Origin of the sequence: Acidovorax sp. Root267 (genome assembly GCF_001429215.1) — a bacterium.
GTDB classification, from domain to species: domain Bacteria; phylum Pseudomonadota; class Gammaproteobacteria; order Burkholderiales; family Burkholderiaceae_C; genus Acidovorax; species Acidovorax radicis.
Genome location: NZ_LMJC01000002.1, coordinates 52,158 through 78,271, shown reverse-complemented (window position 1 = coordinate 78,271; position 26,114 = coordinate 52,158). Strand labels below are relative to the sequence as shown.

Here is a 26,114-nt window from a genome sequence, read left to right as displayed (position 1 = left end):
CCTGTTCAGAGCACCAGTTCGCCGCGCACGGCTTCAAAGGCCGCGAGCGCTGCGTCCCCGTCCAGATGCTCCATGCGCGCCAGCGCGTCCACGTCTTCCACCGTGCTGAACGCGAGGCTGAACTGGTGGAAACGCCGCCCCGCGAGCGGGCCGTGGTGCAGCACCTCGACGTTGACGTGGCGGGGGTCGTTGCGGATGCGTTCGATGAGTTTGAGCACCGCCTTCTGCGGGCCTTCGAGCTGCTGGCAAAAGCGCTGGCCGTCAAAAATCAGCAACCCCGTCACGTCCAGCTCCGCGTTGACATGGCGCGCGCGCCCTGCAATCTCGGCCACCACGCTCAAGGGTTGATCGGGGGCGAGGGTGCTCACATAGAGAACCTCGTAGAGGACGGGGGATACGTTCATAAGTGAGGTCAATGTAGGGGGCGCGCGGCGGTTGCACAATGTCAAAAGACATAGGTGTAACTGCTGCACCACCCCGCGCGTCGTGGTGCTGTCGCCCAGTGTGAATCGATGAGAATTGCGCCACCATGAATGTCACCCTGCCTGCCAACGCCTGTCCCCCGACCTGCCACGACTGCCGGCTGCGAAAGACCGGCGCGTTCACGGCCGTGAAGCCCGAGGTGCTGGATTTCATTGAAGGCTTTCGCACGGACAGCCTGGCCGTGGAGGCCGGCGGCGCGCTGGTGCGCGAGAACCAGACCAACGCCAAGCTGTTCACGCTGTACTCGGGCTGGGCCTTTCGCTACAAGACCATGAGCGACGGGCGCCGCCAGATCCTCAATTTTTTGCTGCCTGGCGACCTCGTGGGCCTGCAGCAGGAGTTTGGCGATGTCTCCACCCACGGCATCGAGGCGCTGACCGATTGTTCGCTGTGTGTGTTCCAGAACGACAGCCTGTGGGCGCTGTTTCGCGAGCACCCGCGCCTGGGCTACGACATCACCTGGCTGTCGGCCCACGAAGAAGGCCATGTGGACGACAACCTGCTGACCACCGGCCGCCGCAACGCCACCGAACGCGTGGCCATGCTGCTCATGCACCTGTACCGGCGGCTCGACCGCATCGGGCTGGTGGAGGACGGCGCGGTGGCGTTTCCGCTGAACCAGCAGCACATTGCCGATGCACTGGGGCTGTCGCTGGTGCACACCAACAAGACGCTGCGGCGCCTGTCGCTGCTGGGCCTGCATGAGCTGAAAAACGGGCGGCTGCGCCTGCTCAACACCCGCGCGCTGGCGCGCATCGCCGAGTACTACGACACGCCGCCCCGGCTGATGCCGCTGTTGTAGAGGTACTGCTGCGGCAGAAATTTGATCAAATTGGCCTCTGGCGCTTGTGTGGTAAGCGTAAGAAGCTATGGTTTGAATAGCATATTGCGCTGTGTTGGCCGCAGCCGATAATCCACGCCATGCCCGCACGCCGGGCTTTTGCTGCGCAACCCCACCTCCTTTTTCATGACCTCACTCGACATCCTCATCATGGCGGCCGGCAAGGGCACGCGCATGAAAAGCCGCCTCCCCAAGGTGCTGCAGCGCCTGGCCGGGCGCCCGCTGCTGCAGCATGTGCTGGACCAGGCGGCGCATTTGCAGGCGCGCAGCGCCATCGTCATCACCGGCCATGGTGCTACAGAAGTAGAAGCTGCTACCGCAGGTGCAGCAAGCGCTGGAGGCCATTTTGACCTCAAGTTCGTGCGCCAGGAGCCCCAGCTGGGCACTGGCCACGCCGTCCAGCAGGCCGTGCCCCACCTGCGCGATGACGGCACGGTGGTCGTGTTGTCGGGCGATGTACCGCTGACCCAGGCCGACACCCTGCGTGCCCTGGTGGCGGCCAGCGAAGGCGGCAAGCTGGCCCTGCTGACCGTGACCCTGCCCGACCCCACGGGTTATGGCCGCATCGTGCGCAATGCATACGATGCCGTGCAAGGCATCGTCGAACACAAGGACGCCACCAACGCCCAGCGCGCCATCACCGAGGTCTACAGCGGCATCATGGCCGTGCCCGCGAAGCTGCTGCGCGGCTGGCTGGCGCGGCTGACCAATGACAACGCCCAGGGCGAGTACTACCTGACCGACATCGTCGCCATGGCCGTGGCCGATGGCGTGCCCGTGGTGGCGCACCGCATCACCGATGCGCTGCAGGTGGCGGGCGTGAACAGCCCGCTGCAACTGGCCGAGCTGGAGCGCGCGCACCAGCTGCGCGAGGCCCGGGCCTTGATGGAGCAGGGCGTGCGACTGGCCGACCCGGCGCGGTTCGATGTGCGCGATGACACCCGCACCGGTGTGCGCGGCGAACTGGTGTGTGGGCAGGATGTGGAGATCGACGTGAACTGCGTCTTCGCCGGCCGCGTGGAGCTGGGCGAGGGCGTGAGCATTGGCGCGAACTGCTGCATTGCCAACGCACGCATCGCGGCGGGCGCCGTGATCCATCCGTTCACCCACATCGACGGCGAGAAGGCTGGCGCCACCGTGGGCGAGGGCGCGCTGATCGGCCCCTTTGCCCGCCTGCGCCCCGGTGCACAACTGGGCCGCGAGGTGCACATCGGCAATTTTGTGGAAGTGAAAAACAGCACCCTGGCCGACGGCGCCAAGGCCAACCACCTGGCTTACCTGGGTGACGCCACCGTGGGCGAGCGCGTGAACTACGGTGCGGGCAGCATCACCGCCAACTACGATGGCGCGAACAAGCACCGCACCGTGATCGAGGCCGACGTGCACGTGGGCAGCAACTGCGTGCTGGTGGCGCCGGTGACCATTGGTGCGGGCGGCACGGTGGGTGGGGGCAGCACCATCACCAAGAGCACGGCGCCAGGGGCGCTCAGTGTGTCGCGGGGCAAGCAGGTCAGCATCGCCAACTGGGTCCGGCCAAAGAAGTGAAACACCCCCTGAGCCGCTGCGCGCCTTCCCCCTCTCCTTCGGGAGGGGACGCACCCCGTGGCCTGGCAAAGCCAGTTCCACGGGTGCACTCGCAGCGGCCGCGTCAGTTTTCATGAGGGTGAATACATGTCCATGAACGACGAAGACACCCAACACACCTTGCAGCAATTGCGCGCCGCGCTGGCCAGCAGCCAGCAGCAGGTGGCCGAAATGGCCGGTGCGCAGGAGGAGTTCTTGCGCGCGGTATCGCACGACCTGCGCGCGCCGCTGCGGCATGTGACCTCGTACGGAAAGCTGGTGCGCGAGGTGCTGGGTGACCTGCCATCCGAGGTGCTGCAAGGCGCCGAGGTGCAGGAGGCGCTGGGCTTTCTGGCCACCATGGACCAGTCGGCCCGGCGCATGGGGCTCATGATCGACGGCCTGCAAGCCTTGGTGCACGCCAGCCGCGCGCCGCTGCGCCAGCAGCCTGTGCCGCTGGCAGATGCCGTCGCCCAGGCGCGCGCCGCGCTGGCCGCTGCAGGGGCCGGGCGCGTGGTGGAGTGGCATGTGGCCCCCGACCTTCCCATCCTGCAGGCCGACCCCGCGCTGCTGCAGGAGCTGCTGGTGCAGCTGCTGGGCAATGCCTTGAAGTTCACGCGCCCCGTGGCGCAGCCCTGCATCACCGTGCAGGCCGATGTGGCGCCACGGGGCCAACTGGCCTTTACGGTGCGAGACAACGGCGTGGGGTTTGACCCGGCGCGTGCGGGCACCTTGTTCGGTGTGTTCCAGCGCCTGCACCGCGAGACTGAGTTTGACGGCGTGGGCACGGGTCTGGCGCTGTGCCGTGCGGTGGCGCAACGCCATGGCGCACACCTCAGCGCTACGGCAATGCCGGGTGGGGGCTGCACGGTGCGTGTGCAATGGCCCGTGGAGTGTGCTGCGACGGAGGCTGACCCCGGGGCCACCAACCCCTGACGCTGAACCGGCGGCCGCCCGCTACACCGCTGGCACCAGGTCCGGCTCCATGCACCCTGCCACGCGGTTGCGCCCGCCGTTCTTGGCGGCATACAGCGCGGCGTCGGCCGCGTCGATCCAGGCGCGCAGGCTGCTGTGGCGGTGGTCGGCGGGGGCCACGCCAATGCTGCTGGTGACGCGCACGCCGGGCAGGCTGCGCAGGCGGACGCTCTCGGTCTGCTCGCGGATGCGGTGGGCAATGGCCAGCGCGTCCTTGGCCTGCATGCCGGGCAGCACGATGGCAAATTCATCACCACCGTAGCGCCCCGCGCAGTCGCCCGCGCGCACGTTGCCGCGCACCACATGGGCCAGTGCACGGATCACTTCGTCACCCACGGTATGGCCGTGGGCGTCGTTGATCTCCTTGAAATGGTCGATGTCCAGCATCAGCATGCAGGCCGGTTCGTTGCTGGTGTGGTGGCGGCGCAGCGCGGCCTCGGCCTGCTCTTGCCAGTGACCGCGCCCGAACAGACCGGTGAGTGCATCCACACGTCGCAACTCGTCCAGCAGCTGGTTCTGCCGCGCTGACTGGCGGATGAGCTGGTAGCTGACCAGGCTGACCGACAGCGTGTGCAGTGCCATCACCGGCAGGCAGGCGATCATGACGCGCATGGAGGTTTCAGGCGCCCAGTGCAGGCCTGAGAGCGCCGCGCCCACCAGCCCTCCGGCCAGCATGGCGGGCAGCGCGCGCGCCCACAGCCCGCGGATGCCGGTGGTGATCTTGTCCACCATGGTCAGTGTCAGCAGCAGCACGCTGGGCAACAGGTTGAAGTGCATCAGCGGCACAAAACTGGCGGCCAGGGCAGAGTCGATGAGCAGGTTGCGGGTCTCGGCCCGGTAAGGGTCTTTGCTGTGGCGCGTCACCAGATAGGCCACATGCGGCCAGACGAATGCGGGCAGCGCCATGGTCAGCCAGGCGGTGACGCTGGCATGGCGCTCCCACAGCACCACGCCCACCACCATGCCGCCCAGCCCCATGCCCAGAATGCGCAGGGGATAGATACGTCGGGGCATCTGGCGGCGGGGTGTGGGCATGGGCGGAATGGGGGCGGCCCGCAGCGCCCCCCGATGGGCTGGGCACGAGGGGTGGTGGTGGCTGGGGAGCTTACATCTCCCCCAGGAGCGATACCAGCACGAAATGACCAGGCACCGCAGAGGGCAACTGCACGGGCAGCGGCGGCACGGTATCGCCATGGATTCGCTGCAGTGTGGTTGCCGTTGGGGTTTTCAAAATTAATAGCATGCAACGCTTTCTAATCAAGCGCTAGAGGCACTTTTGTATCGAATTTTGCCCGGCGCGTAGCGAAAAAAGCCTTCACATTGCGCACGTTGGCATCGTTTGTGAACAGGCGCTGCGACAGCGCCAGGTAGCCCGGCATGTCCCGGGTGTGCACCACCAGCACAAAGTCGGGCCCGGGCGACACGCGCCAGCACTGCTGCACGGCGTCGTCGGCCACGGCGCGGGCTTCGAATGCTTCGAGCTGCTCGGCGCCCTGGCGGTCGAGCGACACCTCGACGATGCATGCCAGCCCGTGGCCTTGAACAGCCGCCAGCCGGTCGGGCTGCAGGATGGCCACCTGGCGCTCGATCAGACCGACATCGTGCAGGCGCTTGACGCGGCGCAGGCAGGTGGGTGGCGAGACATGCACCTGCTCGGCCAGCGCCTGGTTGCTTTGTGCGGCATCGGTTTGCAGGAGGTTGAGCAGCTGCAGGTCCGTGCTGTCGAGCGATATGGATTCCATAAATTTTTGTGATTTGAAAGAAAATTTCACAATGAATGATTTGTGAAATTAAAGTTCAAAAATTAATAAATATCAATCAACAATTTCTTACTGGGCTGCCTAACATCGCCCATCGCTTTCAAACCAAGGCAAACACCATGTGCGGCATCGTCGGCGCGGTCTCCACGCGCAACATCGTTCCCATCCTCGTCCAGGGCCTGCAGCGGCTTGAATACCGGGGGTATGACTCGTGCGGCGTGGCCGTGCACGCCTCCAGCCTCGATGCTGCACGCCCGGCGGGCCTGCAGCGCGCCCGCAGCACGGCGCGTGTGGCCGAACTGCTGGACCAGGTGACCACGGAACGCATCGACGGCGCCACCGGCATTGCCCACACCCGCTGGGCCACCCATGGCGCGCCTGCCGTGCACAACGCCCATCCGCATTTCAGCCACGGCACGGGCGCTGACGCCAACGCCCAGAGCGCTGGCCGCGTGGCCCTGGTCCACAACGGCATCATTGAAAACCACGAAGAACTGCGCAAGGCACTGCAGGCACGCGGCTATGTGTTTGCGAGCCAGACCGACACCGAAGTCGTCGCCCACCTGGTGGACAGCCACTACACCGGCGACCTGTTCGATGCCGTGCAGGCCGCCGTGGCCGAGCTGCACGGCGCCTACGCCATCGCGGTGATGCACAAGGACGAACCCCACCGCGTGGTGGGGGCGCGCGCCGGTTCGCCGCTCATCCTGGGGGTTGGCAAAGACGCTGCCGGAGGGGCCTCGCAATCTCCTGAGCACTTCTTGGCCAGCGACGCCATGGCACTGGCCGGCGTGACGGACCAGATCGTCTACCTGGAAGAGGGCGACCTGGCAGACCTGCAACTGGGCCGCTACTGGATCGTGGGCAAGGACGGCGCCGCACTCACGCCCGCCCAACGCCCCGTGCGCACCGTGCTGGCCCACAGCGGCGCGGCCGAGCTGGGCCCCTACCGCCACTACATGCAAAAGGAAATCTTCGAGCAGCCGCGCGCCATTGCCGACACCCTCGAAGGCGTGGAAGGCATCGTGCCTGAGCTGTTCGACGGCGCGGGCCAACACGGCGAGCCCGGCGCCGCCGCCTGGCGCGTGTTCAAGGAGATCGACAGCGTCCTCATCCTGGCCTGCGGCACCAGCTACTACAGCGGGTGCACCGCCAAATACTGGCTCGAAGAAATCGCCGGCATCCCCACCCAGGTGGAGGTGGCCAGCGAATACCGCTACCGCACCAGCGTGCCCAACCCGCGCACGTTGGTCGTCACCATCAGCCAGTCGGGCGAGACGGCCGACACGCTGGCGGCGCTGCGCCACGCGCAAAGCCTGGGCATGTCGCACACGCTCACCATCTGCAACGTGGCCACCAGCGCCATGGTGCGGGAGTGCAAGCTGGCCTACATCACCCGCGCGGGTGTGGAGATTGGCGTGGCCAGCACCAAGGCCTTCACCACCCAGCTGGCAGGCTTGTTCCTGCTGACGCTGGCGCTGGCCCAATCCAAAGGTCGGCTGAGCGAGGAGCAAGAAGCTGCCCACCTCAAAACCATGCGCCACCTGCCCGTGGCGCTGCAGGCGGTGCTGGCGCTGGAGCCCCAGCTCATCAGCTGGGCCGAAGACTTCGCCCGCATGGAAAACGCCCTGTTCCTGGGCCGGGGCCTGCACTACCCCATTGCCCTGGAAGGTGCCTTGAAGCTCAAGGAAATCAGCTACATCCACGCCGAGGCCTACCCGGCGGGTGAACTCAAGCACGGGCCCCTGGCCCTGGTCACCAGCGCCATGCCCGTGGTCACGGTGGCGCCCAACGATGCGCTGCTGGAAAAACTCAAGAGCAACATGCAGGAAGTGCGCGCGCGCGCCGGTGTGCTCTACGTGCTGGCCGACGCCGACACCCGCATCGAAAGCGGCGAAGGCATTCACGTCATCCGCATGCCCGAGCACTATGGCCCGCTGAGCCCGCTGCTGCATGTCGTGCCGCTGCAGTTGCTGGCGTATCACACGGCGTGTGCGCGGGGGACGGATGTGGATAAGCCCAGAAATTTGGCAAAAAGTGTCACTGTGGAGTGACGCGCTGGGGGCGCTGGCTTTGATTGATTACAAGAAATAAAGTTCGTCGGATGCAAATAAAGTCTGTCGGTCATTTCCTGCATTGTGAAATCAACCTACCCAAGACTTTCAGGCAATCACAGTGCAGGACACTCGGAGTGGAGGAGGCGCTATGGGTTCACATCGACATGGAAATCCTCCCTGAACTCCAGGTTCTCCATCCCTCCACCCCCGAGCTTGTATCCCCGGGGATTGGAAACGATCCGAGTCCCCCGCACCCGGTAGTCCACGCTGTCATGGATATGCCCATGGATCCAGGTGCTGGCCCGTCCCATCAACGCGTCCAGATCGCTCGCATAGCAGGGTGACAACGGGTGCCCGGCAAAGTCCTCGGGAATCGACCGCAGATGCGGCGCGTGGTGGGTGACCACCACCGTGTTCTGTGGATCACACTGACTTAGCTGTTCCTCCAGCCATTGCCTGCTCTCTTGGTGTCGACGCGCTGCCATCGCCGGAAACAATCGGTGCTTGCGCTGCCAGTACATCTCTGGCTGCGGAGAAATCTTGATCCGCTTGTAGTCGTTCATGCGCTGGCGCGCAGTGCTCATTGCTTCCAGCTTGCTGTCGATCCCGTGCAGCGCAAAGTCCGTCCACAGCGCGCAGCCCAGGAAGCGCACTCCGCCAATCACGACAGCATCGTTCTCGAGGTAGTGGATCTCGCGTTGCCGCGCCAACTCGCGCATGACATCAACGTGCTTGTCCCAGTTCTGCCCATAGAACTCGTGGTTGCCGTCCACATAGACGATGACCTTGTCCGGGAAGGTCTCGCGTGCCCAGTGCAGGCCCTTGGTGCCTTCGGTGATGTCGCCGGCCAGCACCACCACATCGATGGTCTTGAGGAAGTCGGGGTCCAGCTGCAGCTTCAGGGGGTACAGATCCAGATGCAGGTCAGAGTAAACGAGCAGTTTCATGGAGGCTCCATCGGAGAGTTGTGCGGATTCATGGTCGACTCCGGCGGGGCTTCTTGCGCACCTTGGCAGACGGCGTAAAGCTGACTCGCTGAATCCGACTTGAGATCAACCGTCCGTTCAATAGCGGCCCTGGTTTGGCGCTGACCATGAGTCCCTTGCCAGGACCCTTCAGCGAAAAATACACGCGGCTCCCCACCTTCCACCCCATCTCCGGTGGCAACGGAAAGCGGTAGCGGCTATCGATGCAGGCCCGTCCAGAGGGCTCGGATCGTCTTTTGACGGTTTGTGGGTTCAGAGGCATACCAGTCCTTGTGTGACGTCCCAGCCCACGTTCACGAAGTGGGTGGTTTCTGTGGGCTCAAGCACCTCGCGGTGCAGATGCCCGTGGTAGTTCAGGAGCCGGCCGAAGCTGTGATCGACAGTCGCTGGGTAGTGGCTCACAAAGACGCTCTGACCGAGCTCGTCCTTCGACGCCAGGAAGGGCAACACCGCATCAAACAGCGGACGCTGACCGTCCAGGGCTCGCTCTGCCAGGTACCGGCATTCCCCGCTCCGCGTGAGATCGTGGTTGCCCAGCACCAGTACCTTGCGGCCCGGAATGCGCCGGATCCATTCCATGGCCAGCTGGTGCTCTCCCATGGCCACGTCGCCCACGATCACCAGCCACTCGCCATCCCCGATCTTCTGGGTCTGGGAGACCAGGTGCTTGTTCATCTGGGTGACATTGGCGAAGGGCCGGTTGCAGTACCGGATCACATTGGCGTGGCACAGATGCAGGTCCGCCGTCATCCAGACCCGCTCACCACGGGCCCGGGCCTGCTGGATCTGTGTGCTTGCTGTGCCGATGGTGTCGGGCAGCGCCAACGCAAGCATGGCAGTGTGCACGTCGGGTCGGCTCCTCTCTGTGGCAAGGGTGCGCTCGAAGAGATCCAGAGCGTTGTCAAAGTCCATGCTGCCCTCGCCAACTGCTGGGAACAGGATGCGGGGATAACGATGGGAATCTGAAAGGCATGGTGGGCTCCTGGTTGCGGAGCCCGGTGGGGGTGGCCTGAGGGTGGGGTGCCAGGCTCCGCGGTGATGAACTGCGGGCTGGTGGAATCGGAGAACTAGGTCTTCAACCGGGTACCAGGCACCGCTCGACGGTCGTGCGTACGACTATGGAGACCGTGGATATGGAGGCGGTGTGGCGGGACATGCAGCTCATCATCCAGGAGCGCGAAAACCTTGTCAACACTGGGTTTGCGGGGAATGGAGAAGGTAATCGGTGATTTGGTTTGCAGTGATACCACGGTGCAAACTCAATCCCGCTGAGCGGCTTTCCACGCTGCCCAGCCGTTCCTGTGCTCCGATGCCAGAGGCCTGCGATTTCTTGTTGAGCGCCAGGTGGCTTCAGTGTCATAGTGGGCACACCTCCATGCCAACTCCCATAGAGAAACGCGCATGAAACGCGCCTTCCAGCTCCGCACACCGCCCATTGCATTGCGCCTGCGCGCGACGGGCTGCCTGGCATGAGCAGCAAACCCGTGTGGGTCTGGTTGCCTGGCGAGGCCGAGCCCACGCGGGCCGGGACATTCACGCTTGGCGGCACTGCGGGCAGCCCCGTGGGAACCTTTGGATACGATCCCGGGTACGTCGAGAACAACCATCGGATCTCTCTGGATCAACGTCAACTCCTGCGCTTCAAGGGTGTGGCCAAGGCGACGGACTACCAAGGGCTGTTCGATGTCTTCCGGGATGCGAGGCCGGAGGGGTTTGGCATGGACTGGCTCCAGAAGCGCAGGGATTCGGACAGTCTCAGCGATCTGGAGGCCCTGGAGTTCTGCGCCGGTGATGCCGTCGGTGCGGTACAGGTGTGTGATGACATCGCGGCCAAGTCCGCGTTCCGTCCGACACTTTCACAAGACATGTTTGACGTGATGAGAGATCTGGATATTGTTCAGGCCCATGCGCCGATGGCAGCCCGTCTGCGGGATCTGCTCTCCACTGGCCTGGGGGGTGAGCGACCCAAGTTCACGGTCCTGCACAAAGGCCAGTGGTGGATCGCCAAGTTTCCCGGGCCGCAGGACGATCCGACATCACCGTTGCGGGAATACCTGTGCATGAAGCTGGCCAGCCTGGTGGGCATTGACGCTGCTGAAGTCGAGTGGGTCCAGCAGAGCGGGCGTGCTGCGGTCCTGATTCGGCGGTTTGATCGGCTGGTGGATGAGAGTGGTCACTGCCTGAGGCATCACTTTGCCAGCGCCGCAACGATCTTGGGGGCTGCCGCAGCCATCCGAGATGCACTGGGTCGCACTTACCTGGCGCTCGCCCTTCAGGCGGGACGCTGGGGCGTGCAGGGGCACTTTCCAGAGTTGTGGCGCCGGATGGCGTTCAACGTCCTGGTGGGCAATGGTGATGATCACCCGCGCAACCATGGCTTCTTGCGAACCGGTAAGGGTTGGAGGCTGTCGCCAGCCTATGACATTGCGCCCTATACGCCCCATGGCGGCAAGGTGCTGGATGTGAAGTCGTTGTCCATGGGGGTGTTGCGCAATGGCGAGGCGGGAGCGACGGCGGACAACTTGCTGCTGGCTGCCAAACAGTTTGGCCTGGACTATGGGATGGCCGATGACTTTCTCGACCATGCGTACCAGATGATTCACGACAGTTGGGATCGCCTGGCTCAGGAGGCCGGTGCTGAGGCGATCGCGCCGCCGGCGTTCGTTCTGCCGCCGCGTGCCCAGCGGATATCGATGGGGGTGTGGAAGAAGGCGCGGTGATGGAGCGAGGTGGGATTCGGTGCTTCAATGTCCGCGCCCATTGGCCGGCCAGGCATCCCGGAGGATTGCTTTGATGCGGAGAGGCATGCAGGACAGTTAGGAGTCAACTACAGGCTGAAAGCGGCCGTCGAGTCTTAGCTATTCAATGACTGCTTGCGCCGAAACCAGTCATTCAAAGATCACCCAGTCTGATGATCGTTTTGCATTGACCCAACGGTTTCCGCTCAGCGAAGGTGCTAGGGTAGGATGCTTGCTAAGCGCCAAGAAGAGAAGCTGGACAAGAGAACAGGCAAGACCCTCCGCCAGCCAAAGGAAGTCGCTGAAGACATTCGATCTAACGCCATGAAAGCTCAGGGAGGGGTAATGCGGCGCAGCAATCAGGGAATCCCACTGGGAGTGCCGGATCAAGTCAATGGGCGTGCGACTGCACCAATAGATCGCGGCGATGAAATGCAGGAGCGCCTGCGCTACCAATGGGCAGCTGGAGTGCTGCTGTTAGCCCAAGGCTTCGTCGGCATTCGAGACATGCATGCGTTGTGGTGTGAGCACCATGAGGACTATCTGATAGAGCTAGCCTCGGGGAAGTTTGTTGCTGTCCAAGTCAAGACCGATTCTCGCGAGAACATCAAATGGAAACTCGGTGAAGCTGAACTGATCAAATCAATTTCTCGCTTCTTCGACCTCGAGGGCAGGTATGGCGAAGCCATCGAGGGATACGAGTTCCTGTCTAACGCGCCGCCGTATGTGCCGGACCAAAATGCAGGAGAGAAAAGTCAGAAGACGAGTCCTCTACGCCTTTGTGAAGGCTGTGTAGCTGCCAGTGACCTCACTGGTACGGGCAAACGCATTCAGTCATTCAACCGTCTGTTTTGCAGCAAGACTTGAGCCCGAGCCTTCTCCTGAAGCGCAGTATTTGCTCAAGCCTACCGTGCCTATTGACTGCAGATCCTATTGAAGTGGAGGTATGGCACCTTCACGTGCCTGCTGGATCAGTCGAAACTTTTGCACCTTTCCCGACCCTGTGAGCGGAAACAGGTTGCTCACAAAGTACCTCGCAGGTGCCTTCTGAGGCGCAAGCGATTGCCTGCAAAAGTCCCGCAACTCAACCGCCGTGGGTATGGACTGGGGCGTGCGAAAACGCAGTGCGGCGCAGACGACCTCGCCCCAGTGGGGGTCTGGCATACCGAACACCGCCACATCAACGACCTCAGGGTGCTCCAGCAGACGCGCCTCGATTTCCACGGGGTAGATGTTCTCGCCACCCCGGATGATCATGTCCTTGAGCCGCCCAGTGATCCGCACATAACCCCGGTCATCCATCACCCCCAAGTCTCCGGTGCGCAGCCAACCATCCGCAGTGAACGCCTGGGCCGTGGCCTCGGGCATTTCGTAGTAGCCGAGCATCGTCTGGTAGCCCCTTGCTTGCACCTCCCCATCCGTGCCGACGGGCATGATCGCGCCGCTCACCGGGTCCGCAATCCTTACCTCCACCTGCCACAAGGGCTGACCGGCCGTTTCCGCCTTGTCCGCCGGTGCATCGTGCGGCGCAGTCTGGCAAATGATTGGACTGGCTTCGGTCTGGCCATAAACCGACAGCAGATCGCAGCCGAGGCCGGCCTGCACCCGACGCAGCAGTTCTGGGGGCACAGGGGCGCCACCGGAGTTCGCACAGCGCAGGCTCGATAGATCGTATTGCACCCGCTTGGGATGCTCGACCATGGCAATGAGCATGGTCGGAACGCCATAGAGAACGGTTGCCTTCTCGTGCTCGATGGCCGCTAGCACCGCATCCGTGTCAAAGAACTGGGGCAGTACCAGCGTGGCACCGCTGACCATGCTGCCCAGCACGCTCATCACCGAGCCAGCGGTGTGGAAAAGTGGCATGGGGCTGACCAGCACGCCATCGCTCAGCTCCAGCCGTGCGGTGACATAGCTGGCGTTGGTGAGTAGCCCCATGTGGTGCAGCAAAGCCCCCTTGGGCTGCCCAGTCGTGCCGGACGTGTACTGCAGTTGCGCCGGTGCACGTGACGCCACGACTGGAAGTGCGCTCGTTGGTCGACTGGCTTGCACCTCGCTCCATCGGCTCAGGCTGAACACCTCCTTTACCTCCTCAAGCATCTGCTCGGCAACGGAAGCCATGTCCGTGCCCCGAAAAGCATCGACATGGATCAGTGCAACGGACCGTGACTGCTTGAGCACGTAGCGCAACTCTTCGGCCCGTAGTGCGGGATTGGCCGTGACCAGCACCATGCCCGCCAAGGCAGCGCCGTACTGCAGGATGACCCATTCGGGCACGTTAGGGGCCCACAGGCAAATGTGGTCGCCAGGTGCAAAGCGGCCCAGCATCCAGTGGGCGCACCGCTCGGCCTGCGCGAGCAACTCTGCGTACGTCCAGCGCCTGTCCGTGCGCGTGGCTCCGGTCAAGGTCGCAAAGCCCTTTGGCACCACTTCGACCAGGGCGCATCGGTCAGGATGGCGTTCTGCCGCCTGTCGCAGCGCATCGCCTGCGGCCAGGTCGAGCAGCGGTCGGGACGTATCGGCGGGCCAGTAAGAAAGGGTGGGGTCGGGCAGTCTCGGCATGTTGTTGCTTACTTCCAGTGTGCAAGAAGGATCTGGGTGGCGCGCACCCAGTTGGAGATCATTTGCTGGCGACGCACGGGGTTCCTGCGTAACACGCCGGACAGCACGAAGCCGCGCAGGAAATCCGTGGTCATGGCGATTACGGCATCGTGGCCGGGCCTGTCCGCCACCGGCGCAAACAGCGCACGCAGGACGCGCTCGCTCTCTTTTCGTGCGTCACGCTCGACCTTGAGCAGGGCCTCTCTGAGGCCTTCGTCCGTGCGGGCCAGGGTCCACAGCTCTAGTTCGGCCATGAAGGGCGGCTGGGCCATCATCAATGCCAGCGCGCGAATCGCGCGCTCCACTGCATCCGGCGCACTCTGCAGCTTGTCCAAAAGCTCGAACACGCTTTGCTCATTGCGGCGCACCAGGTCGGTCACCGTGGCCGACAGCAGCTCGGCATGGGTGGGAAAGTGATGAAGTAGCGCCCCACGGCTGACCTCGGCCTTGCGCTGCACCTCCAAGGTGGTGGTACGGGCCGCGCCTTGCTCGATCAACGACTGAACGGCTGCATCAAGGATCCGATCGCGAATGGAACGCTCCGGGGCGGCATCGTTCGTCAGGTTTTTGGTTTTTGTCGAAGTGACTTGCATGGACGGGAATGGTTAAACAGTCAGTGTTGACTGTACGGCGCGGCGCGCATACAGTCAACACTGACTGTCAAGACAACAGTCCACGTTTTCCCCTACCAAGGATCCAGCCATGCCTACGTTCAGCACTCTCCAGATTGAAAAAGACCCCCAGAATCCCCGCATCGCACGCCTGCTCCTGAACCGACCCGAGCGGCTCAACGCCATCAGCGACGAGATGCCCCGGGAGATCCGGGCGGCGGTGGAATGGGCCAACGCAGACGATGAGGTGCATGTGATCGTCGTCGAGGGTGCGGGCAAAGGCTTCTGTGGTGGCTACGACCTGGCCGGGTACGCCGAGCAACATATTGAGCATCCCTGCCAGCAAGAGAAGTCGCCTTGGGACCCCATGGTTGATTACGCCTACATGAAGCGCAATACCGAAGACTTCATGACGCTTTGGAAGAGCGCCAAACCCACCATCGCCAAGGTGCATGGCGCCGCGGCAGCGGGGGGCAGCGACATCGCCTTGTGCTGCGACCTGCTGGTGATGGCTGAAGACGCCCGCATTGGCTACATGCCAACGCGTGTGTGGGGCTGCCCGACCACGGCCATGTGGACATTTCGTCTGGGCCCCATGCGGGCCAAGCAGATGATGTTCACAGGCGATCTCATTGATGGCAGGAAGGCTGCTGAATGGGGTCTTGCCACCCTAGCTGTGCCACCGCAAGAGCTGGAGGCCGCCACCATGAAGCTGGCCAACCGGATCGCTGGCGTGCCGCGTTCGCATCTGGCCATGCACAAGATGGTGGTTAACCAGGTGATGCTGAACATGGGAGTCGAGCAGACCCAGATGATTGCCACCCTTTTCGATGGCATCACCCGGCACAACCCAGAAGGCCTGTGGTTCCGCCGCCATGCGCAAGAGCACGGATTCAAAGCGGCCATCGAATGGCGAGATAGCGGACGCCCGATCCCCGAGGGAGATGAGGCAAGAACACTGATACGCCACATTGACGCGCGGGCGGCGTGATTGCACGCCTTACCTCGACGATACGCTTTCGACGCGGCTGGCTTCCCTTGTGGGCACGGGTTCAAACTGCAGACCCCTCGGCGAACCAACCGGAGCCTCCAAGCGGCTTCTTGAGAACATCGTTCACCACAGCACTTCGTGCAATGGCTTGTCGGGTGGGGAAGCGTTTCGCGGTGCAGACCTACGCTCCGCGCCGCAATCCGAGCGCAGCTTCTCGATTAAGTCGATGAACTGTACGGGCTGTGTTGCCGTGCAAAGCGGCGGTCACCGCGCCGCGCTGCGCACGGGCGGACGGGTCTCCTAGGCCACTTCAATGCACTACGCGTGGGTTTCACCCTGGCGCGCCAGCGCCATGTGCTTGCTTTCTGCGGTGATCACGCCGATCACCTTGGCGAGCTGCCGGCTTACAGTGGTGAAAGCGTGGCCAATTCGGCTGTCGAAATACAGTGAGTCGCCTTTTGCCAAGCGCACCTTTTCACCGTTTTCGAAGTGCACTTCGACCTCCCCCGCGAGCACGTACACGAACTCCACCCCTGCATGCCTGGCGAAGTCCTGCGGCCCCTGCACGCGGCGGGCGTGAATTGTGCCCAGCACGGGGTTGATGGGCTTGCCCACCACGGACGTGGCAAGGAATTCATAGGTGAGTGCGTGGCCCCGGTAGGCAGAACCTTGCCCCGCGCGCGTGACCGCCATGGACGTCTGATGCGCCGCAGACCCGCCGGCTTCTCCTGAGAACAGCGCACCCAAGTCCAATTGCAGGGCCTCCGCCAGTGCAGCAACGTTCTCGTACCCCAGCGCGAGTTGGCCTCGCTCGGCGCGCGAGATGGTGGTGATGGAAACGCCAGACAGCTCTGCCAACTGCGTAAGCGTCCATCCAAGCTGCTTGCGTACAGTGCGCAAGCGGTCTCCCAGGGTGCTCGGGTCCATAGGGCTCTGCGCGCGCGGGCGGCGTGTTTTCTGGTCCGTCACTGAGGTGTTCCTTTGCGAAGGATTCTGCCAGCACCTTGCCCTTTGGGCACACCCGCAAGGGTGCTCCCGGACAAGATCCACTGGCACTGAATTTTGCGTATACGCAAAATTCTTCTACACTTGCTCCTTGTGGACCACACGCCGCGCCCATTCGGACGCCCGTGCCCTCGATGCAGCGGAGAGATGTGAGATGCATGTCATTGTGGTGGGAGCAGGGATAGCGGGAGCGACGACGGCGCTTGCGCTCGCTCAGGAGGGCTGCTCGGTCAGCATCATCGACGCGGTACCCTCACCTGCGATGGGCGCGAGCTTTGCCAACGCGGGACTCATCTCGCCGGGCCACTGCTTCAGCTGGGCAGAACCCGGCGTCATGACGATGGCGGCCAAGTCCCTGCTTGGATGGGGCGACGGCATCGGAATCTGCCAGCCATGGACCCCCGCCCTATTGCGATGGGGCGCCTTGTTTGCACGCGAGAGCACACGCGAGCGTTGGCTGGCCAACTCCAAGGCGGCCTTGGCGCTGGCCAGCTACTCCAGGGACATCCAGTTTGGCACGCCTGCCATCCCCGTCGATGCCTATGGTGGTCAGCATGCCGGAATTCTGTACCTTTACGGGCCCGACCATGCGCCCAGCACCCATGATGCGGCCCTTCTGCGCGGCGCAGGGGAGGCGTTCGCGCAACTCGATGCTGAACAGCTTTTGCAGCACGAGCCGCTGCTGCGCCAAGCTAGGGTGCATTTTTCGCAGGGGGTGTATTGCCCCAACGATGGAACCGGAGACGCGGCACGGTATGCGGCTGCCTGTGTAGACGAGGCTATCCGGCTTGGGGCTACTGCCTGCTTTGGACAGCGGGTGCTTCGCCTCGAAACGCGGGGCGACGCGGTGGTTGGCGTCACCACGGATCGTGGCCACCATGTCGCTGATGCGGTGGTGATGGCAGCCGGCCTGTCGTCGCGCGATTTACTCTCACCCCTGGGCCATGAACTGCCGATTCATCCGGTCAGCGGCTACTCGGTCACATACCGTGTCAAAGGGTCGAAAAGGCCGCGCGTTGGAGCGGTGTCGATACCCCACAAGGTCGCATGGGCCGCATTTGGCGATGAGACGGTACGCTTTACCGGCTATGCCGACATCGGGATACCGGGCGAAAGTCGCGCCAGGCGGCGTTTCGAGGCGCTGGAACGTTTTGCGGCCGAAGTTTTCCCGGAGTTGGCGGCGTTGCAGCCCGCCCGGTGGATCGGCCAGCGCCCCATGACGCCCGACAATGTCCCCTTTCTGGGCGCCGCACTACAGCGGAACCTGTGGCTCAACTGCGGCCACGGCGCCATGGGTTGGACGATGGCCTGCGGCAGCGCGCGCGCCGTGGCCGATCTAGTGCTCGGGCGCCCCGCCGCAATCGAGCTCGCGCCTTACAGCTGGGGGCGGTATCGCGCGCTGGGACGGCGACCGTAGTCCTGCACTCCGCCCGCCGCGGGTCGGGCATGCCATGCGATGTTCGAATGGCATGAGATCAAAAGGCCGCATGAGCCTGCGGAGCTTCTCTCCTCTAATAGGTCATCGCCTAACAGCCCTAAGTGAGGAATTCCATGCTGAAAGTGCATACGCCATCCGATATTTACGCGCCCATCGGCCCCTACGCCCAGGCGGTCGAAGCCACCTCTGTGCAGCGCCTGCTTTTCATCAGCGGGACCATGGGACTCACGCCTGAGGGGAACCTCGCGGGCGACTTCGAGGCCCAGGCCCACCGCGTGTGGTCCAACATCGACGCCACGCTCGCCGCCGCCGGGATGGGCCGCCAGAACCTGGCCAGGCTGACCGTCTGGCTTGCCAGCGCGAGCGACTGGCGGCGGGGCGCCGAGATCCGCCAGGACTATCTGGGCGATCACAAGGTGGCGATGTCCGTGGTGCAGGCCGGCCTGGTCAACCCGGACTGGCTGATTGAAATCGACGCTATCGCAGTGGAGTGAGTCATCATGAAATTTGAACTGAACGGCCGTCCGATCGATATGAATCTTGCGCCCGAGATGTCGCTGCTGTGGGCCCTGCGCGATGTCGTGGGCCTGACCGGAACCAAGTTCGGCTGTGGGCTTGCCTTGTGCGGGGCCTGCACAGTGCATCTGGACGGTGTCCCTGTGCGTGCGTGCCAGACGCCCATCTCAGCGGCGGCGGGCAAGCGCGTGACTACCATCGAGGCCATTGGCGAGACCTCTGTGGGGCAGCGGGTGCAAAAGGCCTGGATCGAAGAATCCGTGGCGCAATGCGGCTACTGCCAGTCGGGCCAGATCATGGCGGCATGTGCGCTGCTAAGCGAAAAGCCCCGCCCCACCGACGCAGACATCGACGCTGCGATGTCCGGCAACCTCTGTCGCTGCGGCACCTATTCGCGCATCCGGGTGGCCATCCACCGTGCGGCCAGCGCGGGAGACAAGGCATGACTCACCAATCCGTAGCCACCAGCCCACGTCATGGCACGCCCCCGATGACCGAAGAGACGGCGCCCATGGCTGTCCAGGCGCCTGTGCTTTCGCGCCGAGTGTTTCTCGCGGCGGGGGGATCCCTGGCGCTGGGGGTCGCTCTTCCAGGTGGCCTCGGCTCTACCGCAGCCGCTACACAGAACACGGCGCCATTCGCTCCCAATGCATTCATTCGCATCGACACCGACGACACCGTGATCCTGACCATGGCGCGGGTCGAGATGGGACAGGGCATTTACACCGCGCTTTCCATGCTCATTGCCGAAGAGCTGGAAGTCCCGCTTTCGCAGGTCAAACTGGCCCACGCGCCAGCCGACGCCGTCCGCTATGGCAACCCCCGCGCAGGGGGGGCGCAGATCACTGGCGGCTCCAATTCCGTCATAGGTGCCTGGGAGCCCATGCGGATTGCGGGCGCCACAGCCCGGGTGATGCTGGTGACGGCGGCCGCGGAGCAATGGGGTGTGCCGGTGTCCGAATGTGCGGCGCTGGATGGCGTAGTGAGCCATCCGTCCAGCGGGCGGCGTCTGCGCTATGGTCAGCTCACCGAAAGAGCGGCAGGCTTGCCAGTGCCGCAAAACGTAGCGCTCAAGCCGCCCCATCTCTTTAAACTGGTGGGCAAGCCCGTATCCCGCCTTGACCTCCCGGACAAGGCCAACGGCGCCGCGATCTATGGCATCGACGTGCGCTTGCCCGGCATGCGTTATGCCGCTGTGGCGGCCAGCCCCGTATTTGGCGGCAAGCTCGCGCGCGTCGACAGCACAGCCGCCGAAGCTGTGCCCGGCGTGCGACAGATCGTGCGCATCGAGAACGCCGTGGCGGTTGTTGCAGACCACACCTGGGCTGCAAGACAAGGGCTCGCCGCCCTGAAGCTCGAATGGGACAACGGCGCTGGCGCACAGGTTTCCACCGCCCAGCTGCGCAAGGATCTGGAGCGCGGTCTGGAGCGCGAGAGCGCGGCGGTGGCACGCTCAGAAGGTGATATCGACGCCGCGATGAAAAACGCAGTCGCGCGCCACTCTGCGGTGTACCACTCTCCCTTTCTGGCCCATGCAGCCATGGAACCGGTCAACTGCACGGTGCATCTGCGAGCCGATAGCTGCGACGTATGGGTAGGCACCCAGGCTCCCACCCGGGCGCAAGATGCAGCCATGCAGGCCTCGGGGCTGCCCGCCGAAAAGGTGCGCATCCACAACCACCTGATCGGCGGCGGGTTCGGCCGACGGCTGGAGGCTGATTACGTGGAGCAGTCGGTCGCCCTGGCACGATACATCCGGGAGCCGGTGCAGTTCATCTGGTCACGCGAAGACGACATTCAGCACGACATACTGCGGCCGATGTATGCCGACAGAATGAGCGCGAGCATCGACGCGCAGGGTAAGCCCACGGCCGTGGTGCACCGGGTCGTGGGTTCATCGATCCTGGCGCGCGTGGCCCCAGGGTTTGTACGCAACGGGCTCGATGTGGACGCTGTGGAAGCAGGCCTTGGGCCCTACGCTTGGCCTGCAGCAAAGATCGACTACGTGCGCCAGGAACCCATGGCGGGCCTGGCCACCGGTTGGTGGCGGGGCGTGGGGCCCACGCACAACTGTTTTGTTGTCGAGAGTTTTGTGGACGAGTTGGCCGCACTGGCAAGGCAAGACCCTGTGGCATACCGCCTGTCCCTGTTGGCTCCAGACTCGCGGGCCCGCAGCGTGCTCGAACTGGCCACCTTGAAGGCTGGATGGGCCACTCCGCTGCAGGCCAGCCCGGCTGCTGGCGCCCGCCGGGGGCGGGGTGTGGCAGTCCTGTCGGCGTTTGGTAGCTTCATGGCCCAGGTTGCAGAGGTGACGGTCAACACCTCCGGCGACATTCGCGTGGACCGGGTGGTGTGCGCGGTGGACTGCGGTGTGGTCGTTAATCCGGATACAGTGCAGGCGCAGGTGGACGGCAGCATCCAGTTTGGCGTGACGGCAGCCCTGTGGGGCGAAATCACCCTGGCGGGCGGCCGCGTCGAGCAGAGCAATTTTCATGACTATCGGCTGCTGCGACTGGCGGAGGCACCGAGCGTCGATGTGCACTTGGTGCCCAGCACCCACGCTCCTGGCGGCATCGGCGAGCCCGGCACATCCGCCGTGATTGCTGCGGTGGCCAACGCTGTGGCCGCAGCGGTGGGTCAGCGCCCCCGCAGCCTGCCGGTGCGCGTGGCTGCGGCGTGAAGCCACGGCGCGGCTGCCGCCCCAGCGGCTTGCCAGCCACCATTTTGCGAAGGAGCCGATGAGCGATATCACCATTGCAGCACTGCAGGCGTTTCGGGCCGTGGCCCGGTGCGGAAGCTTCACGGCCGCCGCTGCTGACTTGCTGTGCTCGCAATCCGCGATCAGCCGCCACATCGCGCTTCTGGAGCGCACCACGAAGCAGACCTTGGTACTGCGCGGGCACCGGCGCGTTCAGTTGACACCAGCGGGCGAGATCTACCTACAGTCGACCCAGCGCGCGCTCGAGGAACTGGAGCGCGGCGCCGCCCGGATGGCGAACAGTGCGCCGCGATCGCGCACGGTGAAGATCCTGGCGATGCCCTCGTTCGCCTCGCGCTGGCTCATCCCGCGCCTTGCGCGCCTGCACCTAGCGGGCATCGATGCTGATATCGAGCTGGCGACCTCTATTTGGGACACGGAGTTTCGCAAGGAGCGGTTTGATATAGGCATCCACTATGGCGACGGATCACTGCCCGGATCGCAACTCCTGCTGCACGATAGCCTCGTTCCCGTGATCTCCAGCCAGCTTGCACGCGAACGGCCGATCAAGACCCTGGAAGACCTGCAGCGGTTTCCCTGGCTGCATGACTCACTGCGCGGAAGTAAGTGGCAGCAGTGGCTTGTGGCAAGCCACGCCATGCATCTGACCTGCACCCGGTCCATGAAGCTGCAGGACGCCGAAACCACCCTCACCGCCGCCGTCCAGGGGCTGGGCATCGCGATCGGACACGACGCCCTGGTGGCGCACGATGTGGGCGCGGGCCGGCTGGTCGAAGCCTGGCCGCACCACGTCCCCCTGGCCGCTGGCTACCACCTGATCCTGCCGCACCGGGGCAGGGGGAATCCGGGCGTGGCCGCCCTTGTTGATTGGTTGCAGCAAGAGGCCAGGGCATTTCGTGGAGATGGACAGACTTGATGAAGATGCCTGCGATTGCGTGTGAGCCATAGCGGCAGAGGCTCTATGAATCGCTCCAGGTTTGAACTGCCCCCCAGAGGTTGGACAAACTTCAAGGGGTTTCATGAAAGGTACACAACTGAGTTCAAGCTGGAAGTAGTCCAAAGCTTCTTGGCGGGCGAGGGCGGCGCGAAGCTCTTGGCTCGGCGGTGGTAGGTTTCCGAGGAGAAGGTCCGCACTTGGGTGAGTCACTACTGCATGCACGGTATCGACGGTTTGCGCCCCAAGCGCAGCGCGTACAGTGCGCAGTTCAAGTTGCAGGTGCTGGCTCATCAGGATCGCGGGCAGCTTTCCAGTCGTCAGGTCGCGGCGCTCTATGACATCAGCAATCCCTGCCAGATCGTGGACTGGCGGTGCAATCTCGACCAGGCCGTCTGCAGACCACAGCTTGCGCCTATTCTGCGCGGTCACGGCCCGGAGTGGGGGTCTCGATGCCCGTGGGATGGAAGCTGCTTGAGGAACTCAAGGGTAGCGCGCAGTGGACGATTCAGCCACCTTAAGTGGTGGAACGACCGGTGGACGACTGTCCAGTGATGCCTCCTCAACATTGGCTGCATCCCTCTAACCCTGAGCAACCTTATCAAGCAGGCGAAAGCCAACGCAGGAACACTCGTAGGCATCAGCGTTCCCGAAACACACCGGCTGAGTATCCAACTCCTGAAAGGGTCGTTGCTGAAGACAATGAGCTTTGCTACGACGATCATCAGTCGCCCTCGGACGGCATTCATAAATTGTCTAAGTACAATTATAAAGACAAATGTACAATAATGAATCAGTGCCGATTCACGGCACAGGAGCTTGTCTTGGAGACTGAGGCAACCGCGGAATGGAGGATGCGCGCCATCCAAGGGTTCATAGCCCATGCTGGCCCCCTTTGGGCGCGGCGCGAAGGAGATGGCTGGGCCTATGGCTTTGCGATCAGCACACAGCACCTGAACCCCGCCGGCGTGGTGCATGGCGGCGCCCTGCTCACTCTCATGGATCACGCAATGAGCACGGTGGCCTGGGAGGCCGCTGGCCGGGTGCCTTGCGTCACCTTACAGCTGGATTCGCACTTCGCCGCCCCGGTGCTGGCGGACCAATTCGTTGAAGCGCGGGCCCAAGTCACCCGGTGCACTGGCTCCCTGATTTTCATGCGTGGCGATTTGCGCGTGGACGATAGCTTGGTGCTGGGTGCCCAAGCGCTGATGAAGCCACTGAAGAGGAGTCCTTAATCCCCGGTGGGGCATGGCCATGCTGCCAGTCGGCCCCGCGAAGTGTATGAACGAGGAAACGCCATGGAAAGAAGCATTCCCGCACAGCACAGCTTGATGGCCTTGTATGGCATGGCGACGGGCGGAGCATCGCCTGAAGCAGATGCAAATGGGGTTAACCTAGCCGGATTGCAGCTCCAGAAGAAGCACTCCCGCATGGCATCCCGATCCACCTCAGCCGCAGCGCCTTCAGCAACCAAAACTGGTCGGAGCGTGCGCGTGCGTCCCGTCCCGGCAGTTACACGCTCGATCGCTATCCTGAGGCTATTGGGCGAACAGAAGCAGCCGCTCACGCTAAAAAGCGTGGCACAGGCACTCGACCTGGTGCCAAGTACTTGCTTGCACATTCTGAGAGTGCTGGTCTCAGAAGATCTCGTCACATTGGATCCCGACACTAAACGCTACGCTCTGGGAACGGGCATGATCAGTCTCGCTCGCAGCGTACTTGAGGGCGGCGGGTTCAAGCAATTGGTCCAACCGGTGCTGGACCGCATGGCAGCACAGTTCGGCGTGACCGCTATGGGCGTGGAGATTTCTGCCCGGCAGACGGTGATGGTGCTGGCCATTTCGCAGTCCAACCAACCGTTTCGCGTACACACCGATGTGGGTAGCCAGTTCGATACCTTGGTAAGCGCCACGGGACGATTGATTGCGGCCCATAGCGGGGAAGGATGGCCAGCGCTTAAAGAGAAATTTGCCCGGGTTGCCTGGGACAAGGCGCCAAGCTACACAGCATGGAAAAAAGAAGTCGAGTTGACCCGCCTGCGCGGATGGGCCTTGGACAGAGACAATTTCATGGCCGGCATCACCGTGGTGGCGGTGCCGGTCCTCTCATCGAGTGGACGACTGGTCCACACACTTGTAGCTGTGGGACTTACGAGTCAGCTTGGTGCGCCACGAGTTGAAAAAATGGCTCAGGCGATGCAGCGTGAAGCGGCTGATCTTTCAGCGTTGCTGGACCTGGGAGCATAGTGTCATGTCCAAGAAATTAGAGATACCGAACTGGCATACGGTCTTAAAGACCATCACCATGCCCGCAGACATCGATGCAAGTGGCCATGTCCCAACAGGGTGGCTGCTGGCAAAAATGGATCTAGCTGGTGCCGTTCTACCGGGCCAGCATTTTCGCGGCCCGGTGCAATTGATTGGTCTGTCAGGTATCTCGATTAGCGGGCGACCTCGCTTGGGACAGTGCATAACCTTTCGCTGCCGTTGGATAGCTGGAGATACGGCCCACGCATTGCTTGACATCGAAGCTTGCAGTGAGGACCGTGGGCAGATCGGGGAGGAGAAATTGCTCGGTGCGCAATTACGCTATGTCCCCGCTGTCGTGGAAGTGCCCGATAATATTTTTCCAGGAAGCTTCTGAGCCGCTATTGCGCTCTGAGGGCGCTGTCCAGTTTTTCATTTCTCCATCAGTCCCATAGACGCATCTCTCGTATGTCGGGCAAGCCAGACAACTGTGAGCACGTCCTAAGTGTCCGTCGGCGTTCGTCGATTGAATATGGCGAGGCAGAAAGGCCGCATGTCACACATTTCGGCTCGCCTCCCGGAGCAATGCAGCCTAAGTTTGGCCCAACGCCCTCACCGCTAAGCGGGCGACACTCGCCGCCCAGCCCGCTCTCGGTGTCACTGATCTGCCCGGATGCCGGCAGCCTTGATGATGGGTGCCCACCGTTCACGTTCCTTCCTGGCAAAGACACCAAGATAGCCAGAGCTCCCACCCGCAGGTTCGAACCCCAGATCTAGCAGGCGTTGGCGAACATCGGGTTTTGCCAGCACTTTATTGACGGCTGTGTTGAGCGTTCGAGTGATTTCTGCTGACGTTCCTTTGGGGGCGTAGAGTGCATTCCATGCCACGAATTCAAAACCAGGATGGCCTTGCTCTGCGACTGGCTTGACTCCAGGTACAAGACTGCTTGCAGTGCCCGATGTGACTCCCAAGGCGCGTAGCTTGCCAGATGCCAGATGGGGGCGGAGTGCGAGTGGGGTGTCAATCGTTACGGAAAGCTGTCCACCGAGTACATCTGTCATCGCACTTCCAGAGCCCTTGTAAGGGATGCCGAATAGCGGAGCTCCTGAACGCTCTTTCAGGAACTCCAGAACCAGACGCGCCGATGTGCTTGGCATGGCGATGTCTGCCGAGCCTGGCGTACGCTTTACCGCCTCCAGAACGTCGCCTACGGTGCGATAAGGAGTATTTGCGCCTGCCGCAAGCACCATGGGGAACGTCCCGACCATTGCGATAGGCTCGAAATCCTTGGCTGGATCGAAAGGCATCTTGGCATAGAGGAACTGGTTGAGCACATGAGTGGCATTGGTGCCCATGGTCAGGGTGTAGCCGTCACCAGCAGCCTGGGCCGCCATCTCGGTCCCCAAAATACCCCCGGCGCCTGCCTTGTTCTCCACAACGATGGGCTGCCCCAACTCTTTTGAAAGCTGCTCGCCCAGCAGCCGGGTGGCCACGTCGGTGCCCTGGCCGGCAGCGTAGGCAACGATGATGCGGATAGGCTTATTGGGATAGGTGGGTGACTGCGCCTGGGCTACCTGTACGTTGAAAAGCAGCAGACTGGCGGCAGTCGTGGTGATCATTCTGGCAGCGATGTTTCGCATGCTTGTCTC

Annotated in this window: 25 protein-coding genes; 16 read left to right on the top strand and 9 right to left on the bottom strand. The window is 63.1% G+C overall.

Annotated features, from left to right (window positions below; genetic code table 11):
* Window positions 1–5: 5 nt before the first annotated feature.
* A complete protein-coding gene (locus tag ASE39_RS04660) occupies window positions 6–404 on the bottom strand; it encodes a BLUF domain-containing protein (protein ID WP_010466631.1) in 399 nt (132 codons plus the stop codon).
* Between the two features lie 125 nt (window positions 405–529).
* On the opposite strand from ASE39_RS04660, the gene ASE39_RS04655 reads away from it, so the two are divergent.
* The 3 genes from ASE39_RS04655 (at window position 530) to ASE39_RS04645 (ending at window position 3,823) form a co-directional block, all read left to right on the top strand.
* Window positions 530–1,285, top strand: a complete 756-nt coding sequence (locus ASE39_RS04655) for a Crp/Fnr family transcriptional regulator (protein WP_010466630.1) — start codon at window positions 530–532, stop codon at window positions 1,283–1,285.
* Window positions 1,286–1,450: 165 nt separating this feature from the next.
* Complete coding sequence (gene glmU, locus ASE39_RS04650; RefSeq protein WP_057270439.1) at window positions 1,451–2,869, top strand: bifunctional UDP-N-acetylglucosamine diphosphorylase/glucosamine-1-phosphate N-acetyltransferase GlmU; 1,419 nt, start codon at window positions 1,451–1,453, stop codon at window positions 2,867–2,869.
* A gap of 126 nt (window positions 2,870–2,995) precedes the next feature.
* Window positions 2,996–3,823 carry an ATP-binding protein gene (locus tag ASE39_RS04645; RefSeq protein ID WP_057270379.1) on the top strand — a complete coding sequence of 276 codons (828 nt, stop codon included), beginning with the start codon at window positions 2,996–2,998 and terminating at the stop codon, window positions 3,821–3,823.
* Window positions 3,824–3,844: 21 nt separating this feature from the next.
* On the opposite strand, the gene ASE39_RS04640 is transcribed toward ASE39_RS04645, so the two are convergent.
* Both ASE39_RS04640 and ASE39_RS04635 read right to left on the bottom strand, forming a co-directional pair.
* On the bottom strand, window positions 3,845–4,897 hold the full coding sequence (locus tag ASE39_RS04640) for a diguanylate cyclase (RefSeq protein ID WP_010466627.1): 1,053 nt from the start codon (window positions 4,895–4,897) through the stop codon (window positions 3,845–3,847).
* 218 nt (window positions 4,898–5,115) lie between these two features.
* The gene (locus tag ASE39_RS04635) at window positions 5,116–5,604 is read right to left on the bottom strand and encodes an Lrp/AsnC family transcriptional regulator (RefSeq protein ID WP_057270378.1); all 489 of its coding nucleotides are present in this window, start codon (window positions 5,602–5,604) and stop codon (window positions 5,116–5,118) included.
* A 137-nt stretch (window positions 5,605–5,741) separates the two neighbouring features.
* Between ASE39_RS04635 and glmS the strand changes: the two genes are divergently transcribed.
* Complete coding sequence (gene glmS / locus ASE39_RS04630) at window positions 5,742–7,676, top strand: glutamine--fructose-6-phosphate transaminase (isomerizing) (RefSeq protein ID WP_057270377.1); 1,935 nt, start codon at window positions 5,742–5,744, stop codon at window positions 7,674–7,676.
* 149 nt (window positions 7,677–7,825) lie between these two features.
* Here glmS and ASE39_RS04625 read toward each other — a convergent pair whose 3' ends face one another.
* Both ASE39_RS04625 and ASE39_RS04620 read right to left on the bottom strand, forming a co-directional pair.
* Window positions 7,826–8,626 carry a metallophosphoesterase gene (locus tag ASE39_RS04625; protein ID WP_057270376.1) on the bottom strand — a complete coding sequence of 267 codons (801 nt, stop codon included), beginning with the start codon at window positions 8,624–8,626 and terminating at the stop codon, window positions 7,826–7,828.
* Window positions 8,627–8,917: 291 nt separating this feature from the next.
* A complete protein-coding gene (locus ASE39_RS04620; protein ID WP_057270375.1) occupies window positions 8,918–9,577 on the bottom strand; it encodes a metallophosphoesterase in 660 nt (219 codons plus the stop codon).
* A 557-nt stretch (window positions 9,578–10,134) separates the two neighbouring features.
* Here ASE39_RS04620 and ASE39_RS04615 point away from each other — a divergent pair.
* Together ASE39_RS04615 and ASE39_RS04610 are read left to right on the top strand one after the other, a co-directional pair.
* Window positions 10,135–11,385, top strand: a complete 1,251-nt coding sequence (locus ASE39_RS04615; RefSeq protein WP_057270374.1) for a type II toxin-antitoxin system HipA family toxin — start codon at window positions 10,135–10,137, stop codon at window positions 11,383–11,385.
* A 246-nt stretch (window positions 11,386–11,631) separates the two neighbouring features.
* Window positions 11,632–12,270, top strand: a complete 639-nt coding sequence (locus ASE39_RS04610; RefSeq protein ID WP_057270373.1) for a dsDNA nuclease domain-containing protein — start codon at window positions 11,632–11,634, stop codon at window positions 12,268–12,270.
* A 63-nt stretch (window positions 12,271–12,333) separates the two neighbouring features.
* On the opposite strand, the gene ASE39_RS04605 is transcribed toward ASE39_RS04610, so the two are convergent.
* Together ASE39_RS04605 and ASE39_RS04600 are read right to left on the bottom strand one after the other, a co-directional pair.
* On the bottom strand, window positions 12,334–13,965 hold the full coding sequence (locus tag ASE39_RS04605; RefSeq protein ID WP_057270372.1) for an AMP-binding protein: 1,632 nt from the start codon (window positions 13,963–13,965) through the stop codon (window positions 12,334–12,336).
* Window positions 13,966–13,973: 8 nt separating this feature from the next.
* Entirely contained in the window at window positions 13,974–14,597 is a 624-nt protein-coding gene (locus tag ASE39_RS04600; RefSeq protein WP_057270371.1) for a TetR/AcrR family transcriptional regulator, read from the bottom strand.
* 109 nt (window positions 14,598–14,706) lie between these two features.
* Here ASE39_RS04600 and ASE39_RS04595 point away from each other — a divergent pair, with 109 nt between their 5' ends.
* Window positions 14,707–15,606 (top strand): crotonase/enoyl-CoA hydratase family protein, encoded by a 900-nt coding sequence (locus tag ASE39_RS04595; RefSeq protein ID WP_057270370.1) that lies wholly within the window; start codon window positions 14,707–14,709, stop codon window positions 15,604–15,606.
* Window positions 15,607–15,924: 318 nt separating this feature from the next.
* On the opposite strand, the gene ASE39_RS04590 is transcribed toward ASE39_RS04595, so the two are convergent.
* Window positions 15,925–16,506: an XRE family transcriptional regulator gene (locus ASE39_RS04590; RefSeq protein ID WP_348981570.1), complete on the bottom strand. Its 582-nt coding sequence runs from the start codon at window positions 16,504–16,506 to the stop codon at window positions 15,925–15,927.
* Between the two features lie 259 nt (window positions 16,507–16,765).
* Between ASE39_RS04590 and ASE39_RS04585 the strand changes: the two genes are divergently transcribed.
* The 9 genes from ASE39_RS04585 (at window position 16,766) to ASE39_RS26235 (ending at window position 24,861) form a co-directional block, all read left to right on the top strand.
* The gene (locus ASE39_RS04585; RefSeq protein ID WP_140426683.1) at window positions 16,766–18,028 is read left to right on the top strand and encodes an FAD-dependent oxidoreductase; all 1,263 of its coding nucleotides are present in this window, start codon (window positions 16,766–16,768) and stop codon (window positions 18,026–18,028) included.
* Window positions 18,029–18,162: 134 nt separating this feature from the next.
* On the top strand, window positions 18,163–18,543 hold the full coding sequence (locus ASE39_RS04580) for a RidA family protein (RefSeq protein WP_057270368.1): 381 nt from the start codon (window positions 18,163–18,165) through the stop codon (window positions 18,541–18,543).
* Between the two features lie 6 nt (window positions 18,544–18,549).
* Window positions 18,550–19,011, top strand: a complete 462-nt coding sequence (locus ASE39_RS04575) for a (2Fe-2S)-binding protein (protein WP_057270367.1) — start codon at window positions 18,550–18,552, stop codon at window positions 19,009–19,011.
* Entirely contained in the window at window positions 19,008–21,245 is a 2,238-nt protein-coding gene (locus ASE39_RS04570) for a xanthine dehydrogenase family protein molybdopterin-binding subunit (protein ID WP_242421362.1), read from the top strand. The genes ASE39_RS04575 and ASE39_RS04570 overlap by 4 nt, the downstream gene beginning before the upstream one ends.
* Before the next feature lie 58 nt (window positions 21,246–21,303).
* Window positions 21,304–22,200, top strand: a complete 897-nt coding sequence (locus ASE39_RS04565) for a LysR substrate-binding domain-containing protein (RefSeq protein ID WP_057270365.1) — start codon at window positions 21,304–21,306, stop codon at window positions 22,198–22,200.
* Window positions 22,201–22,592: 392 nt separating this feature from the next.
* Window positions 22,593–22,739, top strand: coding sequence for a hypothetical protein (locus ASE39_RS27330; protein ID WP_348981569.1), 147 nt, complete (start codon window positions 22,593–22,595; stop codon window positions 22,737–22,739).
* A gap of 333 nt (window positions 22,740–23,072) precedes the next feature.
* Window positions 23,073–23,453, top strand: a complete 381-nt coding sequence (locus tag ASE39_RS04560; RefSeq protein WP_242421361.1) for a PaaI family thioesterase — start codon at window positions 23,073–23,075, stop codon at window positions 23,451–23,453.
* A gap of 63 nt (window positions 23,454–23,516) precedes the next feature.
* Window positions 23,517–24,464, top strand: a complete 948-nt coding sequence (locus ASE39_RS04555) for an IclR family transcriptional regulator (RefSeq protein ID WP_082615336.1) — start codon at window positions 23,517–23,519, stop codon at window positions 24,462–24,464.
* Window positions 24,465–24,468: 4 nt separating this feature from the next.
* Window positions 24,469–24,861, top strand: a complete 393-nt coding sequence (locus ASE39_RS26235) for a hypothetical protein (RefSeq protein WP_140426682.1) — start codon at window positions 24,469–24,471, stop codon at window positions 24,859–24,861.
* Window positions 24,862–25,121: 260 nt separating this feature from the next.
* Here ASE39_RS26235 and ASE39_RS04550 read toward each other — a convergent pair whose 3' ends face one another.
* Window positions 25,122–26,105, bottom strand: a complete 984-nt coding sequence (locus ASE39_RS04550; RefSeq protein WP_057270363.1) for a tripartite tricarboxylate transporter substrate binding protein — start codon at window positions 26,103–26,105, stop codon at window positions 25,122–25,124.
* Between the last annotated feature and the right edge of the window lie 9 nt (window positions 26,106–26,114).

Bases quoted from the DNA above. Each gene is read 5' to 3' on its own strand.
- ASE39_RS04620 (WP_057270375.1), bottom strand. From the start codon at position 9,577: ATGGACTTTGACAACGCTCTGGATCTCTTCGAGCGCACCCTTGCCACA.
- ASE39_RS04635 (WP_057270378.1), bottom strand. From the start codon at position 5,604: ATGGAATCCATATCGCTCGACAGCACGGACCTGCAGCTGCTCAACCTC.
- ASE39_RS04550 (WP_057270363.1), bottom strand. From the start codon at position 26,105: ATGCGAAACATCGCTGCCAGAATGATCACCACGACTGCCGCCAGTCTG.
- ASE39_RS04655 (WP_010466630.1), top strand. From the start codon at position 530: ATGAATGTCACCCTGCCTGCCAACGCCTGTCCCCCGACCTGCCACGAC.
- ASE39_RS04580 (WP_057270368.1), top strand. From the start codon at position 18,163: ATGCTGAAAGTGCATACGCCATCCGATATTTACGCGCCCATCGGCCCC.
- ASE39_RS26235 (WP_140426682.1), top strand. From the start codon at position 24,469: ATGTCCAAGAAATTAGAGATACCGAACTGGCATACGGTCTTAAAGACC.
- ASE39_RS04570 (WP_242421362.1), top strand. From the start codon at position 19,008: ATGACTCACCAATCCGTAGCCACCAGCCCACGTCATGGCACGCCCCCG.
- ASE39_RS04640 (WP_010466627.1), bottom strand. From the start codon at position 4,897: ATGCCCACACCCCGCCGCCAGATGCCCCGACGTATCTATCCCCTGCGC.
- ASE39_RS04560 (WP_242421361.1), top strand. From the start codon at position 23,073: ATGCGCGCCATCCAAGGGTTCATAGCCCATGCTGGCCCCCTTTGGGCG.
- ASE39_RS04660 (WP_010466631.1), bottom strand. From the start codon at position 404: ATGAACGTATCCCCCGTCCTCTACGAGGTTCTCTATGTGAGCACCCTC.
- ASE39_RS04555 (WP_082615336.1), top strand. From the start codon at position 23,517: ATGGAAAGAAGCATTCCCGCACAGCACAGCTTGATGGCCTTGTATGGC.
- glmS (WP_057270377.1), top strand. From the start codon at position 5,742: ATGTGCGGCATCGTCGGCGCGGTCTCCACGCGCAACATCGTTCCCATC.
- ASE39_RS04605 (WP_057270372.1), bottom strand. From the start codon at position 13,965: ATGCCGAGACTGCCCGACCCCACCCTTTCTTACTGGCCCGCCGATACG.
- ASE39_RS04615 (WP_057270374.1), top strand. From the start codon at position 10,135: ATGAGCAGCAAACCCGTGTGGGTCTGGTTGCCTGGCGAGGCCGAGCCC.
- ASE39_RS04585 (WP_140426683.1), top strand. From the start codon at position 16,766: ATGCATGTCATTGTGGTGGGAGCAGGGATAGCGGGAGCGACGACGGCG.
- ASE39_RS04645 (WP_057270379.1), top strand. From the start codon at position 2,996: ATGTCCATGAACGACGAAGACACCCAACACACCTTGCAGCAATTGCGC.
- ASE39_RS04565 (WP_057270365.1), top strand. From the start codon at position 21,304: ATGAGCGATATCACCATTGCAGCACTGCAGGCGTTTCGGGCCGTGGCC.
- ASE39_RS04600 (WP_057270371.1), bottom strand. From the start codon at position 14,597: ATGCAAGTCACTTCGACAAAAACCAAAAACCTGACGAACGATGCCGCC.
- ASE39_RS04610 (WP_057270373.1), top strand. From the start codon at position 11,632: ATGCTTGCTAAGCGCCAAGAAGAGAAGCTGGACAAGAGAACAGGCAAG.
- glmU (WP_057270439.1), top strand. From the start codon at position 1,451: ATGACCTCACTCGACATCCTCATCATGGCGGCCGGCAAGGGCACGCGC.
- ASE39_RS04625 (WP_057270376.1), bottom strand. From the start codon at position 8,626: ATGAAACTGCTCGTTTACTCTGACCTGCATCTGGATCTGTACCCCCTG.
- ASE39_RS04575 (WP_057270367.1), top strand. From the start codon at position 18,550: ATGAAATTTGAACTGAACGGCCGTCCGATCGATATGAATCTTGCGCCC.
- ASE39_RS04595 (WP_057270370.1), top strand. From the start codon at position 14,707: ATGCCTACGTTCAGCACTCTCCAGATTGAAAAAGACCCCCAGAATCCC.